Below are 17,662 nucleotides of genomic sequence, written 5' to 3'. Positions count from 1 at the left end.
TTGCTCTTCTTGAGCAAACTTTATTTTTTATTGAGCAGTATAACCACCATCGATAACGACAGCTTGACCAGTTATACCTTTAGCTTTTTCACTCGCTAAAAACATAGCATAATCAGCAATTTCTTGTACTTGTAATAAGCGCCTTTGTGGTACAAGTGGATAAATAACATCTTCTAAAACATTTTCAAGTGGTACATTTCGTGTAGTAGCTAAATTCTGCAGTTGATTACGTACAAGAGGGGTATCGACATAACCAGGACAAAGAGCATTTACAGTAATTCCATGGGTTGCTCCTTCTAAAGCAGCCACTTTAGTTAATCCGATTACGCCATGTTTCGCGCTATTATAAGCAGCCTTTCCAGCAAATCCAACAAGACCGTTAATAGAAGCGATATTAATAATCCGGCCATATTTTTGTTTTTTCATAATAGGAAAAGCATGTTTGATCGCAATAAATGGAGCAATTTGCATAATTTTAATAAGAAGTTCAAACTTATCTGTTGGAAATTCTTCAATTGGTGAAACATGTTGCATTCCTGCATTGTTAATCAATACATCTAATGAACCAAAATAACTAACTGTTTGAGAAATTGCTGCGGTAAGTTCTTCTTCGGATGTAACGTCACATTTTAATCCGATAGCTTGAAACCCTTCTTTTTGCAATTGTTCAGCAGCTTCTTTCGCACGATCTTCAAGACGATCACTAATAACAACTTTTGCGCCTTCTTTTGCAAAAGCGTTCCCCATTTCATAACCAATACCACTCGCAGCGCCGGTTAAAAAGACAACTCGATTTGTAACCATGATGAAAAACACTCCTTTATATAAAAATTCTCTTATTGCTCTATTTAGAGAGGAGATAATGAAATCCCTGCAAACATTTGGAAAAAATATTGTTAGCTATCTTGTTTTACAAAATAGTCTTTGCTATACTATTTTGTAAAGCAAGATACTTACACTTACCTATCTTGTAAAACAAGATAGTGGGAGGATTTGAAATATGTCGACAAGTCAAATGTTGAAAGGGATTTTAGAAGGTTGCTTACTTGCTATTATTTCTGAAGGTGAAATATATGGTTATGAAATGAGTGAAAAACTAGCGAAATATGGTTTCACAATGGCGAGTGAGGGAAGTATTTATCCGTTATTAATACGAATGCAAAAGGAAGGATTAATAACAAGTGTAATGAAGGAATCTCCATCTGGCCCAAAACGAAAATATTATACATTAACAGAAAAAGGCGAGGAAGCACTGGATGAATTTATGGATCGCTGGGAAGCGCTGCAAAGTAGTGTAGAGCGTCTACTTGAAGGGAAGGGGAGAAGAAAATAATGATATCCAATGAAGCAAGACAGTTCTTATTAGATATGCGCCTATTTTTGACTGCAAAAGGTGTGAAAGAAAGTGACATTGAAAGCTTTTTAGAAGATGCAGAACTCCATTTAATTGAAGGTGAGAGTGAAGGGAAAAGTGTAGAAGATATTTTTGGAAGCTCACCGAAAGAATATGCAAATGAACTTGTAAAAGTGATGGAAAAGGATAGACAGGAAACGTGGAAGCAAATTGGTTTTACGGTAATGAATATCGTTGCGTTTTGGATTATTGCTTCTATTGTAATAGTGAATAATGGAGTTTTACAGATTTCACTTATTCAGTGCATTGGATATAGTTTTACATTGATTTTAGCTGTAATGGGTCCTAATTTTCTACTTCGTAAAATGACCTTTGTAGCAAGTTTTACAAAAACATGGTTTTCAATGTGGTTTTTAGTCATGATAGCGCCAATGTTTTTATTAGGAGCGGTTACGATATTGGATGTAATATATCCTACAAAGATGATTACATTTACCCAAGTGCAAAGTTATATATTAGGTGGTGGGATTTTTATTATCACAGTAGCGATAAATATGTATTTTGAAGGATGGTTTAAAAACTTATATTTAATCATTCCGCTTTCTATTATGTTAGTGTTTAAAACATTTACATCAGAAGACCTCGTACCAATGTTATTTCAAATTATATGTTTATACGGAAGTTTGTTTATTTTAATTTTCCTTGAAATTATGATGAGGACGAATAGAAGAGAGACGGTTAAATAAGGGAGGGGTTATAATGCTCACAAAGGAATCTCAAAGATTTATAGAAGAAACACGAGCGTATTTACGAGTAAAGGGAATTAGCGAATCTGATATTATTGCCTTTTTAGAAGATGCAGAGCTTCATTTAATAGAAGGAGAAAAGAAAGGGAAAACAGTAGATGACATATTTGGTAATTCTCCAAAGACATATGCAGATCAGCTTGCAAAAGAGATGGATGTAGATAAGAAAGGGAATTATAAATTATTGATTTATTTTATTGTAAATGTATTAGCGTTTACGATGATGAAAAGCGTATTTTTTAGCGAATTAGATCATCGTTTATCTTATTCTCTAATTGAATTAATCGGATATCCAATTATGACTTTTGTAGGGATTGGCATATTAATAGTGGGCATGAGAACAGCGGCGTTTAAGCGGAAAAGAACTGAACTTATTATTATGTATATAACTAGTGTGCTATGGTTTTTATCAATTTTCAGTATTGCATTACTAAATAGCTTTTATGGCACAACGTTTATTCAATTTACTGCTATAGAAAGCTTTGGTCTTGTAGGTATTGTATTTCTGAGCGCAGCCGTTATAAATATTAAATTTGGTGGTTGGTTTACTTTGTTCTATTTGCTTGTTCCAATTGCATTAGAATGTATATTTGTAATGTTAGATTTATCAGGTATTATAGGAATGTATATACACCAAATAGTTTTTTTAGTCGTTATTTATATGCTTTTAAAAATTCACGAAAAATTAGAAAAAAGGGCATTCATATGCAAATAATGATTATATGTATATTAACCATTATGTTTCTAGGATTAGCAATTTTAGGGATCTATACTGCTTTCACCAAAAGAATACATGATGAATATTTTAATACTTTATTAGATGATACATCAGGATATATTTTGTTCTTCGGTTTAATAGGAAAAGGGCTGCTCTGGATATGCAAAAAAGTATTTCCAAAGAAATATTATATAGGGATTTTTAGAGGGATTACATTTACTTTTAGTTGTATATTTTTATTTCTCGCAGCCGGTATTTGGCTTGTTGATTGGAATATGTTGTTTTAAACAGTAACAATATCGTTACTGTTTTTTTCTTTGTAATAAAGGACTTTGTAAAGAGAGCCCTTTTTGTTCATTTGTTAATAATGAATTGATGTGAACTTGATCAGGACGGGGGACTATAGGGTACATAAGGTTTGATGGAGAAGGATGATGTTCAGAACCGGTTGGAGAATGAGGGTCTGCGTGCGTGAGTTTTCCATGAATTCGTCTTGTAAATAAAATATGACCAATTTCGTGAGCGAGGGTGTATATATTTTTCATTGGAGCAGCTGAGTTTGTTAAAACGATGTAACCAGTAAGTTGCTGTTGTTTCGCTAGAGAGTAAGCGCAAGCGATTACTGCGGTTTCTTTGAAATAATCACTACCAATATAACAAATATAAAGGTCGCATTCAGGAGCTTCGTTAACACAAGTTTGAAAAAAAGATGATAATTTTTCCTGACTTTGAATGGAGTTTTTATAACTAATTTCCCGATTAGAAAAACGGAAAAGCTCGTTTAGTACAATTACTTCTTTAATTTTAAATGTAATGGGATGCCAAATTGATTCTGCAACCGCTAAATCTTTTGCAATACGATCGTCAGAAATATCGGCGCCTGGAGTAATGCAAACACATATATTAACGTATGAATCCATAAGGAACACCTCAAATAAAAAAATTCTTCCTATAATATATGTGGGGAAAGATTCTATGTATGGATAAACGCCTTGTTTATCGCACGAATATATATAATACAAGTCGAAAAAATTTCATAGTTCTATAACGTAGTATGGTCTGCTTTTTGATATAGTAAAGAAAAGGGGGAGAATATATGTATACATTAAAAATCGTTTCAGACAGAGAAGCTCTTTATCAATTTGCGAGCTATGTAAGAGTTGTACAAGGGGTTGAAGATGTATATGTAGAGGTGGGAGAACCTTTATATGAACATCCATTAATGAAATTTTATGTACATATTACAATTGAAGAAATATATGATCAGCATAAAGCATTGCAAGAAATAGCTAGATTAGTAGAATTAGGGCGTTTTACATATGTCCATTATCGCAATGAGGAAATTGAAGAGGCTTTTGAAGCTGTAAAATACGAAAGCTTTAAGAAATAAAGTGAAACTTTAATCAGTGGGGGGTTTGTCCATGTCCCACTGATTATTAGCCTTCACCAATCGGGATAACGGTAAAAAAAGGAAGCAGAAGCTTCCTTTTTTTATTGAGAATTACATCAACAAAAGGAAGAGAATTTTGTTATGATAAGGAAGGGTGAGGAAAGGAGAGTTTACATATTGGGGTATATTGAAGAGTTACGCAAAGTAGTTGGTACGAGACCACTTATTTTAGTAGGGTCAGCAATTATTATACTAAATGATAATCAAGAGGTATTGCTTCAATATCGTTCAGATACATATGATTGGGGTGTGCCTGGCGGGGCAATGGAACTGGGAGAAACGACAGAAGAAACTGCTCGTAGAGAATTATTCGAGGAGACCGGGCTAAGTGCAAAAATAATGCAATTTCTTGGCGTTCTTTCAGGAAAGGAAGTTTATTTCCGTTATCCAAATGGAGATGAAATTTTTAATGTGATTCATCTGTATCAGGCACATCATGTAAGCGGAGAATTAAAGCTCGATCATGAAGGGTTACAACTTCAATATTTTCCAGTAGATAAGTTACCGAAATTGAATGAAACGACAGAGAAGATATTACAAAAATTTTTATATGCATTGACAGAATAGAAGGTTAATTCCTTCTATTTTTATTATATTAAATATTTTGATTTTTTGGTATGTTTATAGTATGATAACTGTAGACATACATCTTATGGAATTCCATCTAAAAACTTACTAGGGTACATAAGAGAGGGGCAAGTACAAAATGCATAATGTTGTCATTACAGCTGCAGTTCGTTCACCAATTGGAACTTTCGGAGGAGCACTAAAAAATATAACACCAGTAGAATTAGCTGTTCCTGTACTTCAGGAAGCTGTAAAAAGAGGCGGAGTAGAGCCACATGAAGTTGACGAAGTAATTTTAGGTCATTGTATTCAAAGAACTGATGAAGCAAATACGGCAAGAACAGCTGCATTAGCGGCAGGATTTCCTGACACAGTTACTGGTTATACAATTCAACGTCAATGTTCTTCAGGTATGCAAGCAATTATGTCTGCTGCAATGCAAATCCAATTAGGTGTAAGTGATATTGTTGTTGCAGGTGGAGTAGAAGCAATGAGCTCGAGCCCTTATGCATTAAAACAACACCGATGGGGACAACGTCTACAGCACGGAGAAATTCGTGATACGGTGTGGGAAGTTTTAGAAGATCCGACTCACCATATTATGATGGGTGAAACAGCGGAAAATTTAGTTGAACAATATGAAATTACAAGAGAGGAACAAGATGAAGTTGCACTTCGTAGTCATACATTAGCGCTGCAAGCGATGGAGTCTGGATACTTTGACGATCAAATTGTTCCTATTACGATAAAAGAACGTAGAAAAGAAGTTGTATTTGCGAAGGATGAACATCCACGTGCAGATATTACAGCTGAAAAATTAGCAGGATTAAAACCAGCTTTCCGTAAAGACGGATCAGTAACTGCAGGGAATTCATCTGGTCTTAATGACGGAAGTGCAGTTCTAGTATTAATGAGCGAAGAAAAAGCAAAAGAAAAAGGCTTACAACCGTTAGCCCGAATTGTTGGATATTCAGTAGCGGGTGTAGATCCGAAAATTATGGGTATTGGACCAGCACCAGCAATTCGCAAAGGATTAGAAAAAGTAGATTGGTCATTAGAAGATGCAGATTTACTTGAAATTAATGAAGCTTTCGCTGCACAATATTTAGCTGTAGAGAAAGAATTAGGGTTAGACCGTGAGAAAGTGAATGTAAACGGTAGTGGTGTAGGACTTGGACATCCAATTGGTTGTACAGGAGCTCGTATTACGGTAAGTTTAATTCACGAATTAAAAAGACGTGGATTAGAGAAAGGTATTGCTTCTCTATGCGTTGGAGGCGGTATTGGAGTAGCCTTATTTATAGAAGCATTATAAAAAAGAGGCAGCGATTGCTGCCTCTTTTTTTATGACTCAAATAAGTGATGAAATAATCGATTGCGATTTTCAAAGAAAAGTTTCGTTGTTTGGTAATGCTCCGTTTCTTCTAATGTTGATTCGTGAATCCCTTCTTGAGTTAAAGAGTATATAGTAGATTCAGGATAAGCCATTAAAATGGGAGAATGCGTTGCGATAACAAACTGTGAACCTTGTTCAGCTAGCTCGTGCATGCGAATGAGCATTGAAAGTTGCCTCATCGGTGATAAAGCAGCCTCAGGCTCATCTAAAATGTATAAACCTTGTCCTGAAAAGCGGTTCATAAATAATGAGAAGAATGATTCACCATGGGATTGTTTGTGTAGTGAGATACCACCATAGGAATTAATAATTTTTTCCCCAAGTCCTTCTCGATCGTTATCCATTTCATCAATGTAAGAAGCAACATTATAAAAAGATTCAGCGCGAAGAAAGAAGCCGTCTTTTGGTATATTAAAACTTTTTGAAATTCGAATGTATTCATGTAAAGATGAGTGTGAATCGTATGTGTTAAAACGGAAATTCTTCGTTCCTCCCTCTGCATTAAAACCTAAAGCAACTGCAATTCCTTCGAGTAATGTTGATTTACCCGTCCCATTTTCTCCAATTATGAATGTTACATTTGGGTGGAAATCGAGTGATTGTAATGTTCGAATAGCGGGTAAACAGTAAGGATATGCGGAAAAACTAGGGATGCTTTCTTTTTTTAATGTGACACTTTTTAAAAAGGGTACGTCAATCAATATATAAACCTCAATTCATAAAGGATTTTGTTTCTAAAAAAGCAGCGAATACAAGTGTAAGACAACTTGCTAATAATCAGTGGGGGTTTTGTTCATCCCCCACTGATTATTAGCCTTCACCAATCGGGCGTTTACGGGCAGCAGGGCTCCCACCTAACTTCTTCGCTCCAGCCGAATTTTGAGGTGGGAGTCTTACTGCCAGCAAATAGCGGGATAATAATGTATATTGAAGTGCGCCAAAACCGAGACCTTCCCATCTGAAAGTCATTCTCTTCCATATAAAAATGAAAAGAACGCTTATAAAGCCAACTAGAGTAGGCGTATATTTTATATTTTTTAAGTGCTTCCATTGAAAAAATCCTATGTACGTACTTATTAAAAGAATAGAAAGAATAAGAAAAAAGAAAAGTGTTAACGATACATGAACTCCTCCTTATTTTCTGTGGATTATAACATGTAAACTATCATATTCCAATGTGAAAATAAATATTGCATGGAGATTATTCATGTCGTTATGATAGTATGTATTCTATTGAAATTATGAAAAGGAGTTAAAATATGCCGTTTACATTTGCACATCCAGCAGCTGTTCTCCCTTTTGCTAAGAAACAGTCTAGTTATATTTCAGTGACGGCTCTTATATTAGGTAGTATGGCACCTGATTTTGAATATTTTTTATATTTTAGGCCATACGGTATGATTGGCCATACATGGGCTGGCTTCTTCTATTTGAATTTACCACTCGTTTTTTTATTAGCATATGCATATCATCGTATTTTAAAAGGACCGTTTATAACACATTTACCTAAGCCTTTTTCCAGTTACTATAAATATGTAGTAGATGAGAAGTGGGGGCTGTATACTTGGAAGGATTTTTTTGTATTTTGCTATTCTGCTTTATTCGGTATGGTGACGCATGTCGTTTGGGATGCTTTTACTCATAAGACAGGCTATTTTGTTATGGAAATGCCGCTGTTACAGCAAGAAGTATATAGTATTCCGATTTATAAATTTTTACAGCATGGGAGTACATGTTTTGGTCTACTATTACTAATGTATGTACTATGGAAATATAGGGGGGAAACTGATAAAGATACTAGTTTAGCTTCGAAAAAAAGGAAATATTGGGCTTCATCCATCGTTGTGGCAGCCACTATATTTATCGTTCACGCGTTATTAGACCCCTATTTTCATATTTTCCAAATAGGAGGTATAATAGTATCTGGACTGACAAGTTCGTTTTGTGGACTTCTTATTGTTTCTATAGTTTACAAAACAAGGGACTAATATATTTTAATGAATGATAGTGTTAGGAGAAATTAAATGATGAAAGCATGGAAAAGTATTTTTGTTTTATGTAGTTTTCTTCTTATGTTAAGTGGTTGCTTCCATCAAGAAGAAAAGAAGGCAGAACCCAAAAAGAAAGAATCTATTCCAGAAACAAAAGAGTATGGTGGGCGTGAGCTTAAAAAAGTAGGACAAAAAGTGAAAGAAAAAGGATGGGGGACATTTGAATTAGAACAAGTTCATTCTGTGAACCAGACATTTGAAGTAGCCCCAATGAAAATTCACGTACAAGACGTTAAAGTTATCTCATTATCACAAATGAGCAAAGATGCAAAAAATACATTGAAAGTGTATACTGCATTAACTCCTGAAGAAGTAAAGCGTAGATTGGGAGATAAAGTGAGTCAAGAAGATGCTGAATTATATGCATCGTTAAGTGGAACAGAGATTAGCGATACGATTCGGTATGTTGAAATTACATATAAGGTAGAAAATAGTGGAGCTAAAAATATGCAATTTTTCTCTATGAATGATGTTACTATAAATGACAAACAGCATTTTAATGTAGCAACTCAAAACTTTTTATATGAAGAAGACACACTCGTAGGTACAAAGAGTGTATCAAGGGAAGATTATAAGCCTGGTGAGACACGAGAAGGAATTATCGGTTTAATACTCGATGATGGAAAAGAGAAGATAAAGGATATCAAGTTTACAACAGATGATTTAGCAGCAGGAGATACTCATGAAGCTGTTAAAGAGCCGCAAACTTTCAATATCTCACTTTCCAAGTAAGGTGTATATTTAAACGAAAACAGTCAGCATAAAAAGTTATGCTGACTGTTTTTTTAGCTCCTTCACATATGAATCTACACTTTGAAAAGGTACTGTAATTTTAAAAGCATCTTTTTGCTCGTTAAATTGTTTTTCATTATAAGGACCGAATCGTTTATTATGCTTTACATCGATAATCCAATAATGTTCACTTTTTTTATTTGTAATTGCTGCGTCAGGATTATTTGGATCTGATTTTTCCTCAATTTGTTTTGTGATAATGTATTTATCGTCCCAAGCGATTTCTGTAATTTTTGCAGGGATGTATTGTGTAGCATATACAGCATCCTGCGATGGGAAAAGTTCAAATGCATCTCCAGAAGTATGAATGAGTTCATATTCATCGTTAATTGTATAGGTTAAATGGTTTGTATTGCCTGTACAACCTGTTAATAAGAGTGCGGCAAATAGGATTATCCATCTTTTCAATATGGGAACCTCCTTCACAATGCTGTTGTAACACATTGTACAAGAAAAGTAAGCGAAACGCCAGTTTACAATGTTTTTTAGAAGTGGTACGATGAAACGGGTAAAGAAGGATATGAAGGAGTCGACACAAAATGAAGTTAAAGATGCATCGTCCAGCGCTTGTAATGAATCGCATAGGTGCTTCCCTTATTGACATGTTTTTAATCTCGGTTACGTACGGTGCAGTAGTAGCTATTATTACCGGAAACTATAGTGCTATTTTCAATCGTTTTAATATAAGTTTAGGTGACTATAGATATGACCTTACACTTGTTGTCGTATTAATGGCTATAAATTTTATTGTGTTACCTTTTCTTTGGAACGGTTCTACACTTGGTAAAAAGGTAACAAGAACAAAAATAATCTCGTTAACAAGTGAAAAGCTAACGTTACAAACATTAATAATACGATTTTTGGTATTATTATTACCAAGCATATTATTACTGGGAGTTCCATTAATATGCAATGTATATATGATGTTATTCCGCAAAGATAATTGTGGCTTTCATGATTTAATTGCAAAGACGAAAGTGATGAGTCTTGTATAAGTAATATTTAGATTATACGTGCTACTAATGAAATAAGACTTTTTATTGTTTGTATATAAAAAGTCTTATTTTTTTTACAAAATTCGATAAACGGAATTGATATAATGGAATGTATATAGGGCGGACATCTCCCATATAGTACCCTCCATATTACTGAAGGATGTTTAAAGAAGCGGTAGCTAATTCAAACATCCTATTTTCATTTAAATAGATTGAAGATTAAGATAATGGTATAATGGATATAAATAATATTGTTATATAACAAAGGGGGATTTGGAATGACTGGAGGTAGCTTAATATTTTGGGGAATTCTTATTTTTATTGGTTTAACCTTCGATCAATATAAAAGTAAGAAAAAAAAAGAATCAAAAAAGTAATCGCTTACAAGTTGTCGAGTTAGCTTTTCCTGCTTGCGGACTAATCTAATAAAAGAGTATACTGAATGACGGTAAGACTTATAGAAGGGGTAATGAAAATGAAGCTTGCAGGAAAGGTTGCCATTGTAACTGGTGGTGGCATCGGTATTGGACGTAGTACAGCTCTTTTGTTGGCTAAGCAAGGCGCAAAAGTAATTGTGACGGACATTGATCAAGAAAGTGGACAAGCAACAGCCGAGGAAATTACGAATCTAGGCGGAGAGGCACTTTTTATATCCTACGATATGGGGAAAAAAGGAGATTGGCAACGTGTTATCAGTTTTGCTATGGAGGCATATAGTCGTGTTGATATGCTTTTTCAAAATGCTGGTCTATATAAAATAGATTCTATTTTTTCTCGCCAACAAGAGAACGATTCCAATGTACTTTGTATTAATGACGTTTGGATAGAGATAAAACAATTAACGTCATCTTTTATGAAACAGCAAGAAGAAGTGGTGCTTAGCGATTTACCAGTTTTCGGTATTATTAGCACGAGAGGACAATCATTTCATACAATAGAAGCCCTAGTATAATAATGGAAAACCGCCCTCAGTATATATGTGGACGGTTTTTTTGTATGTTCTATAATAGAACTTTATGTTTTAACGAATACGTTGTTCGGTTTGGCTATCAAAGAAATGTGCTTTATTCATATCAAAAGCAAGTTTAATTTGGTCACCAGGTGAAAAAGTATGTCTTGCATCAACACGTGCTGCAAAATCTTGATTTCCAAGTTTCATATATATAATGGATTCAGCCCCTAACAACTCTGCAACTTCAATTTTTGTTGTGAAAGTAGTAGAGTGTGAAGCTTCTAAAAATAATAGTTCATCATGAATATCTTCTGGACGAATACCTAAAACAATTTCTTTATTTACATAGCCTTGTTCGCGTAATAACTTCATTTTTCCTTCAGATACTTTAATCTTTAGTGAACTGTCTATAACGAAATCGGTTTCAGTTAATTTTCCACGGAAGAAATTCATTGCGGGTGAACCGATAAAACCACCGACAAAAATATTTTCAGGTGTTTCATATACTTCTTTTGGAGTTCCAATTTGTTGGATTTTGCCGTCTTTCATAACAACAAGACGTGAAGCCATTGTCATTGCTTCAGTTTGATCATGTGTTACATAAATTGTCGTTGTGCCAAGGCGGTGGTGTAATTTAGAAATTTCTGATCGCATTGCAACACGTAGTTTAGCGTCTAAGTTTGATAATGGTTCATCCATTAAGAAGACTTTTGCATCTCGAACAATTGCTCTACCTAATGCAACACGTTGACGTTGTCCACCTGATAAAGCTTTCGGTTTTCTATCTAAATATTGTTCAAGCCCTAAAATTTGAGCTGCATGTTTCACTCGACGGTCGATTTCATCTTTCGGTATTTTTCGAAGTTTTAATCCAAATGCCATATTATCATACACACTCATATGTGGATAAAGAGCGTAGTTTTGGAAGACCATTGCGATATCTCGATCTTTTGGAGGAACATCGTTCATTAGCTTACCATCAATTGAAAATTCTCCTTTTGAAATATCTTCAAGTCCAGCTACCATTCGTAGTGTTGTAGATTTTCCACAGCCAGAAGGACCAACGAATACGATAAATTCTTTATCTTGAATGTGTAAATTAAAATCTGTTACGGCTGTTACGTTATTATCATATATTTTATAAATATTTTCTAATTTAAGTTCTGCCATGATATTTCCCCCTAGAAAGTTTATGCAAACGTTTTCTTTGAATTTATTATAAACGAATAGATTCAAAAAAGAAATAAAAACAATATAAAAAAATAAAACGTTTTCATTATTCCTATGAATATATAATAAGTTCTACATGTTTTATTAGAAAAAGAAAATAAATATTGTAAGCGCTATTTTAAATTTGGATAGAATCTGTTATCATTCATTAATGAAAACGTTTGCGCCTTAAAAAAAGAAAAAAGAATCAATAGTATAGATGAAATGGGGTAGCATAATGGAAAAACAGTGGTGGAAAGAAAGTGTAGTATATCAAATTTATCCTCGTAGCTTTATGGATAGTAATGGTGATGGTATAGGTGATCTTCGTGGTATTATTTCAAAGCTAGATTACTTAAAAGAATTAGGTATTGATGTAATTTGGTTATCACCAGTCTATGAATCTCCAAACGATGATAATGGTTACGATATAAGTGATTATTGTAAAATTATGAACGAGTTCGGAACAATGGAAGATTGGGATGAACTATTACATGAAATGCATAAACGTAATATGAAACTTATGATGGACTTAGTTGTTAATCATACTTCAGATGAACATAATTGGTTTATTGAATCATGTAAATCGAAAGATAATAAATATAGAGACTATTATATATGGCGCCCTGGAAAAGAAGGGAAAGAGCCGAATAACTGGGGAGCAGCATTTAGTGGATCTGCATGGCAATATGATGAAATGACAGATGAATATTATTTACATCTATTTTCTAAAAAACAGCCAGATTTAAACTGGGATAATGAAAAGGTAAGACAAGATGTTTATGATATGATGAAGTTTTGGTTAGAAAAAGGAATTGATGGGTTCCGTATGGATGTTATTAATTTTATTTCTAAAGAAGAAGGTTTACCAGTTGTTGAAACAGATGAAGAAGGATATGTTTCAGGTCATAAACATTTTATGAACGGTCCGAACATTCATAAGTATTTGCATGAAATGAATGAAGAGGTATTGTCTCAGTATGACGTTATGACGGTTGGGGAAATGCCAGGTGTAACGACAGAAGAGGCTAAATTGTATACAGGAGAAGCTAGAAACGAACTACAAATGGTATTCCAATTTGAACATATGGATTTAGATTCAGGAGAAGGTGGGAAATGGGATGTAAAACCATGCTCACTTCTTACTTTGAAACAAAATTTAACAAAGTGGCAAAAAGCATTAGAACAAACAGGATGGAATAGCCTTTATTGGAATAACCATGACCAGCCTCGCGTTGTATCTCGTTTTGGTAATGATGGGGCTTATCATACTGAATCAGCGAAAATGTTAGCGACAGTACTTCATATGATGAAGGGAACGCCATATATTTATCAAGGAGAAGAAATCGGAATGACCAATGTTCGATTTGAATCAATTGATGAATACCGAGATATTGAAACCCTAAATATGTATAAAGAAAAAGTTATAGAGCGCGGCGAAGATAAAGATAAAGTGATGCAATCTATTTATATAAAGGGCCGAGATAATGCTAGAACTCCGATGCAGTGGGACGATAGAGAACATGCTGGATTCACAACGGGTGAGCCTTGGATTGCGGTAAACCCTAACTACAAAGAGATTAATGTGAAACAGGCGATCCAAGACGAAGAATCGATTTTTTATTACTATAAAAAATTGATTGAGTTACGTAAAAACAATGAAATAGTTGTGTATGGAACATATGATTTAATACTAGAAAATAACCCTTCTATTTTTGCTTATGTAAGAACATATGGAGAAGAAAAGCTTCTGGTGATTGCAAACTTCACTGCAGATGAATGTGTATTTGAATTGCCAGAGGATATTGTTTATAGCGAATCAGAACTATTAATACACAACTATGACTTGGAAAATGGATTGATGGAAAACATTACATTACGTCCATATGAAGCAATGGTGTATAAATTGAAATAAGAAAAAGCCTTATGTCCGAGTGGCATAAGGCTTTTTCTATTACCATTTTAATATGGAGAATCCGTGCGGTGGAAGTGTAACTTGTAATACACTTGCTTCCGCTGAAAATTCTTCGTTTGTATAAATGTTAATTATTTTCTTCCCAGTAATATGGAGAGGGAGTGAAGTTGTAACCTCACTGTTAGTAGGATTTAAAACGAAAAAGATAGTTTCATCTTCATATGTTTTTGTATAAGAAATATAATTATGTTCATCATTTGCCTCAATGAATTGAAAAATACCGTTTCCTCCAAATGCTTTATGTTGTTTCCGTAATGAAATTAATGTTTGTATATGTGTAAATAAAAGAGTATCTTGTTCTTTTTCATCCCATATCATGCATTTGCGACAGCCAGGGTCCATTCCACCATCCATACCGATTTCATCGCCGTAATAAATACAAGGAGAACCGATGAAAGAAAGGTGAAATACATAGAGTAACTTTAACTTATTTTTATCCCCATTACATGTTGCTAAAATTCTAGGTGTGTCATGACTGTCTAATAAATGAAATGCTGCTTCATTTACATTCATAGAGTAGGAATGTAGAGAGTCTGTAATTTGTTTCATAAACTCACTTGCATGAATGGACTCGTTAGCAAAGTAAGAAAGTAGTGCATTTGTAACAGGATAGCTCATTACAGCATCAAATTGATCTCCGTGTAGCCATGGGAGGGCATCGTGCCAAATTTCGCCTAAAATATATACTTCAGGATTTAACGCCTTTATCTCACTTCGGAATTCTCTCCAAAAGCTGTGGTCAACTTCATTTGCTACATCAAGGCGCCAACCGTCTATGTTGAATTCTCTTACCCAATAACGCCCTACTTCAAGTAAATATTCTTTTACATCTGGATGTGCTGTATTTAATTTAGGCATATATGGTGTAAATGCGAAAGTATCATAGTTAGGAAGTGGCGCAGTTATAATTGGAAATTCATGAATATGGAACCAATCTTTATAGGCGGAATTCTCACCATGGTCTAGCACATCTTGAAATTTATCAAAGAAGTATCCGCTATGATTAAAAACAGCGTCGAGCATTACTTTTATACCATGTTTATGACACGCCTGAATGAGTTCTTTGAAAGTTTCTTTCGTCCCAAATTGTGGATCGATTTCCATGTAATCAATTGTGTCATATTTATGATTCGAATGAGCTTTGAAAATAGGAGTGAAATATATTCCGGAAATTCCAAGCTTAACAAGGTAATCAAGGTTTTGAATAATACCAGCAAAATCTCCACCGAAAAAATTAGTTGGAGTTGGCTCAGCGCTTCCCCAAGGAAGGGTGTTTTCTGGATTCAGCGCACTATCTCCATTAGCGAACCGTTCTGGGAAAATTTGATACCAAACGGTGTCTTTAATCCAGGAAGGTGCTTTGAATACATCGTTTGCATGAATAAATGGGAAACAGAAAAAGTTACCAACATCATCATTTGGAATGGTAGAAAAAAATCCTCGCTCTGCATAAATAAGAGTTTCTGTCTCAGTTTTTAATTCGAATCCATAACGTAAGCGCTTAAATTTTGGTTTGATTGAAACCGACCAATAATCAAATAACTCAGTAGATCCGGTTTTTTTCATCGGTGTACTCGCTGTAATCCATTTCCCATCTTGCCATTCGTACGGATCACCGTAGATAAGAGTGGCGATTTGAACATCATCTCTCTTAGTGCGTATTCGGATGTGAATTGTTTTTTCATCGTAAGCGTATGCATAATTATCTTTCGGCCTATGGTAAACGGCTTCTTTAAGCATATAGAAAATCCCCCTTTAACATCTCTATACATATTATTCCCTTAAGTGTAATAATAAAGCCCATATTGCAAACGATTGCCTTTCTAATAGCTTTAATATTGCTTATAAGAGTAGTATTCATTTCATATAAAGTCAATGTATAAAGAGCATAATGACATTATTTTTAAAATTAATATTTGCAAAATGAATAAAAGAATGTATAATGATAGACAAATAGCGCAAACGTTTTCATAGATTTGAGATAGTGTTTGCGCTTCTATTAAACTTTCGAATGCAAACGTTTTCAATCATTAAGGTACATAGACAATTTAGGGAGGTTTTTGGGATGAAGAAAGCATTATCACTATTAACGATTTCAGCATTGTCAATCGGCATGTTATCTGCATGTGGACCGAAAGATTCAGGGAAAAAAGAGGAAAGTAAAGCGAAGAAAGACTATGATCTTCTCGTTTGGGAAGATGATAAAAAAGGTGTTGGTTTAGAACCAGCTGTGAAAAGCTTTGAGAAAAAATATAACGTGAAAGTTAAAGTTGTTGAAATGCAAATGACAGATCAAGTGAAGAAGTTACGTCTTGATGGGCCAGCGGGGACTGGACCGGATGTTGTAACATTGCCACATGATCAAATTGGAAATGCAGTAACAGAAGGCTTACTTTCTGAAGTAAAAGCAGATGATGCTGTTAAGAGTAAATTTACTGACTTATCAATAGAAGCACAGACATACAACGGGAAATTATATGGTTTACCAAAAGCGATTGAAACACCAGTTTTTATTTACAATAAAAAATTAATGCAAAAAGCACCAGAAACGATGGACGAGCTGTTTAACTTCTCAAAAGACTTTACGAAGGATGGCAAGTACGGATTTTTAACATTAGGAGATAACTTCTACTTTGCTAACGCGTTTATGGCAGGTATGGGCGGATATGTATTTGGTGAGAAAGACGGAAAACCAAATGCAAGTGATGTTGGATTAAATAATAGCGGAGCAGTACAAGGCGCTGAATATCTTCAAAAATGGTACAAAGAAAAGTTATTCCCGAAAGGTATTATCGGTGAGTCTGGTGGCCCTGCTGCTGATGGATTATTCAATGAAGGAAAAGCAGCATCTATTATGAACGGACCGTGGGCGTTCCAAGCGATGGAAAAGAACGGAATTGATTATGGTGTTGCTCCAATGCCGAAATTACCAAATGGTCAACCGATGAAAACATTTGTTGGGGTAAAAGGCTGGCATGTAACAAGCTTCTCTAAACAAAATGATTTAGCTACAAAATTTACTGAGTGGGTAACAAATGAAGAAAATGCAAAAATTCGATTTGAGAAGACAAAAGAAATTCCTCCAGTAAAATCAGTAATGGAAGATCCAATTATTAAAGATAATGAAGCTGCAAAAGCAGTTGCAACTCAATCAGAAAATGGAATTCCAATGCCGAATATTCCAGAAATGCAAGAAGTATGGAAACCAGCTGGAGACGCTCTTCAGTTAGTTGTTACAGATAAAGAGGCACCAAAAGCAGCGCTTGATAGTGCAGTGAAACAAATTAAAGGAAATATTGAGGCAAATCATAGTAAGCAAAAATAAGGTGAAATTCGTGCCTCTAATATGAGAGGCACGAATTCTCTCCCTTCCAATTAGGAAGAAAAAGGGGGAAGG

The 17,662-nt window shown here is 34.6% G+C and carries 21 protein-coding genes; 14 read left to right on the top strand and 7 right to left on the bottom strand.

Going from position 1 to position 17,662, the window contains the following annotated elements:
• Positions 1–27: 27 nt before the first annotated feature.
• Entirely contained in the window at positions 28–804 is a 777-nt protein-coding gene (locus FT637_RS02310; RefSeq protein WP_193644976.1) for a 3-hydroxybutyrate dehydrogenase, read from the bottom strand.
• Positions 805–1,000: 196 nt separating this feature from the next.
• Here FT637_RS02310 and FT637_RS02305 point away from each other — a divergent pair, with 196 nt between their 5' ends.
• Genes FT637_RS02305 through FT637_RS02290 form a run of 4 tightly spaced genes read left to right on the top strand, consistent with a single transcriptional unit; the run spans position 1,001 to position 3,165 of the window.
• On the top strand, positions 1,001–1,333 hold the full coding sequence (locus FT637_RS02305) for a PadR family transcriptional regulator (RefSeq protein ID WP_193644975.1): 333 nt from the start codon (positions 1,001–1,003) through the stop codon (positions 1,331–1,333).
• A complete protein-coding gene (locus tag FT637_RS02300) occupies positions 1,333–2,100 on the top strand; it encodes a DUF1129 domain-containing protein (protein ID WP_193644974.1) in 768 nt (255 codons plus the stop codon). Before FT637_RS02305 ends, FT637_RS02300 begins: the two co-directional genes overlap by 1 nt.
• Before the next feature lie 13 nt (positions 2,101–2,113).
• Positions 2,114–2,875, top strand: a complete 762-nt coding sequence (locus FT637_RS02295) for a DUF1129 domain-containing protein (RefSeq protein WP_193644973.1) — start codon at positions 2,114–2,116, stop codon at positions 2,873–2,875.
• On the top strand, positions 2,866–3,165 hold the full coding sequence (locus FT637_RS02290) for a DNA-binding protein (protein WP_193644972.1): 300 nt from the start codon (positions 2,866–2,868) through the stop codon (positions 3,163–3,165). Before FT637_RS02295 ends, FT637_RS02290 begins: the two co-directional genes overlap by 10 nt.
• A gap of 15 nt (positions 3,166–3,180) precedes the next feature.
• Here the strand turns inward: FT637_RS02290 and FT637_RS02285 are convergent, their stop codons facing one another.
• Positions 3,181–3,798 carry an ImmA/IrrE family metallo-endopeptidase gene (locus tag FT637_RS02285; RefSeq protein WP_193644971.1) on the bottom strand — a complete coding sequence of 206 codons (618 nt, stop codon included), beginning with the start codon at positions 3,796–3,798 and terminating at the stop codon, positions 3,181–3,183.
• A 176-nt stretch (positions 3,799–3,974) separates the two neighbouring features.
• On the opposite strand from FT637_RS02285, the gene FT637_RS02280 reads away from it, so the two are divergent.
• The 3 genes from FT637_RS02280 to FT637_RS02270 all read left to right on the top strand — a co-directional run bounded on the left by FT637_RS02280 (position 3,975) and on the right by FT637_RS02270 (position 6,210).
• Entirely contained in the window at positions 3,975–4,268 is a 294-nt protein-coding gene (locus FT637_RS02280) for a DUF3928 family protein (RefSeq protein WP_193644970.1), read from the top strand.
• Between the two features lie 177 nt (positions 4,269–4,445).
• On the top strand, positions 4,446–4,895 hold the full coding sequence (locus FT637_RS02275) for an NUDIX hydrolase (protein ID WP_002145954.1): 450 nt from the start codon (positions 4,446–4,448) through the stop codon (positions 4,893–4,895).
• Positions 4,896–5,034: 139 nt separating this feature from the next.
• Positions 5,035–6,210 carry an acetyl-CoA C-acetyltransferase gene (locus FT637_RS02270; protein ID WP_193644969.1) on the top strand — a complete coding sequence of 392 codons (1,176 nt, stop codon included), beginning with the start codon at positions 5,035–5,037 and terminating at the stop codon, positions 6,208–6,210.
• 29 nt (positions 6,211–6,239) lie between these two features.
• On the opposite strand, the gene FT637_RS02265 is transcribed toward FT637_RS02270, so the two are convergent.
• Both FT637_RS02265 and FT637_RS30410 read right to left on the bottom strand, forming a co-directional pair.
• Positions 6,240–6,992 carry an AAA family ATPase gene (locus FT637_RS02265; RefSeq protein ID WP_193644968.1) on the bottom strand — a complete coding sequence of 251 codons (753 nt, stop codon included), beginning with the start codon at positions 6,990–6,992 and terminating at the stop codon, positions 6,240–6,242.
• 109 nt (positions 6,993–7,101) lie between these two features.
• Positions 7,102–7,386 carry a hypothetical protein gene (locus tag FT637_RS30410; RefSeq protein WP_319805940.1) on the bottom strand — a complete coding sequence of 95 codons (285 nt, stop codon included), beginning with the start codon at positions 7,384–7,386 and terminating at the stop codon, positions 7,102–7,104.
• 164 nt (positions 7,387–7,550) lie between these two features.
• On the opposite strand from FT637_RS30410, the gene FT637_RS02255 reads away from it, so the two are divergent.
• Positions 7,551–8,279: a DUF4184 family protein gene (locus tag FT637_RS02255; RefSeq protein WP_193644966.1), complete on the top strand. Its 729-nt coding sequence runs from the start codon at positions 7,551–7,553 to the stop codon at positions 8,277–8,279.
• A gap of 36 nt (positions 8,280–8,315) precedes the next feature.
• The gene (locus FT637_RS02250; RefSeq protein WP_193644965.1) at positions 8,316–9,074 is read left to right on the top strand and encodes a hypothetical protein; all 759 of its coding nucleotides are present in this window, start codon (positions 8,316–8,318) and stop codon (positions 9,072–9,074) included.
• Positions 9,075–9,110: 36 nt separating this feature from the next.
• Here the strand turns inward: FT637_RS02250 and FT637_RS02245 are convergent, their stop codons facing one another.
• Positions 9,111–9,542: a DUF3997 domain-containing protein gene (locus FT637_RS02245; protein ID WP_002033805.1), complete on the bottom strand. Its 432-nt coding sequence runs from the start codon at positions 9,540–9,542 to the stop codon at positions 9,111–9,113.
• Positions 9,543–9,673: 131 nt separating this feature from the next.
• Here FT637_RS02245 and FT637_RS02240 point away from each other — a divergent pair, with 131 nt between their 5' ends.
• The 3 genes from FT637_RS02240 to FT637_RS02230 all read left to right on the top strand — a co-directional run bounded on the left by FT637_RS02240 (position 9,674) and on the right by FT637_RS02230 (position 11,081).
• Positions 9,674–10,129 (top strand): RDD family protein, encoded by a 456-nt coding sequence (locus FT637_RS02240; protein WP_193644964.1) that lies wholly within the window; start codon positions 9,674–9,676, stop codon positions 10,127–10,129.
• Between the two features lie 278 nt (positions 10,130–10,407).
• A complete protein-coding gene (locus FT637_RS02235) occupies positions 10,408–10,506 on the top strand; it encodes a flagellar motor protein (protein ID WP_193644963.1) in 99 nt (32 codons plus the stop codon).
• Positions 10,507–10,571: 65 nt separating this feature from the next.
• The gene (locus FT637_RS02230; protein WP_193644962.1) at positions 10,572–11,081 is read left to right on the top strand and encodes an SDR family NAD(P)-dependent oxidoreductase; all 510 of its coding nucleotides are present in this window, start codon (positions 10,572–10,574) and stop codon (positions 11,079–11,081) included.
• Between the two features lie 69 nt (positions 11,082–11,150).
• Here the strand turns inward: FT637_RS02230 and FT637_RS02225 are convergent, their stop codons facing one another.
• Positions 11,151–12,251 carry an ABC transporter ATP-binding protein gene (locus tag FT637_RS02225; RefSeq protein WP_193644961.1) on the bottom strand — a complete coding sequence of 367 codons (1,101 nt, stop codon included), beginning with the start codon at positions 12,249–12,251 and terminating at the stop codon, positions 11,151–11,153.
• 277 nt (positions 12,252–12,528) lie between these two features.
• Between FT637_RS02225 and malL the strand changes: the two genes are divergently transcribed.
• Positions 12,529–14,205, top strand: coding sequence for an oligo-1,6-glucosidase (gene malL / locus FT637_RS02220; RefSeq protein ID WP_193644960.1), 1,677 nt, complete (start codon positions 12,529–12,531; stop codon positions 14,203–14,205).
• Between the two features lie 39 nt (positions 14,206–14,244).
• Here malL and FT637_RS02215 read toward each other — a convergent pair whose 3' ends face one another.
• Positions 14,245–16,005, bottom strand: coding sequence for an alpha-glycosidase (locus FT637_RS02215; RefSeq protein ID WP_193644959.1), 1,761 nt, complete (start codon positions 16,003–16,005; stop codon positions 14,245–14,247).
• Between the two features lie 325 nt (positions 16,006–16,330).
• On the opposite strand from FT637_RS02215, the gene FT637_RS02210 reads away from it, so the two are divergent.
• On the top strand, positions 16,331–17,590 hold the full coding sequence (locus FT637_RS02210; RefSeq protein ID WP_193644958.1) for an extracellular solute-binding protein: 1,260 nt from the start codon (positions 16,331–16,333) through the stop codon (positions 17,588–17,590).
• Positions 17,591–17,662: the final 72 nt, after the last annotated feature.

Source organism: Bacillus cereus (genome assembly GCF_015071065.1).
GTDB lineage: Bacteria > Bacillota > Bacilli > Bacillales > Bacillaceae_G > Bacillus_A > Bacillus_A cereus_BA.
The sequence above is the reverse complement of the archived record's forward strand: the minus strand, read 5'-3'. Positions and strand labels throughout refer to the sequence as shown.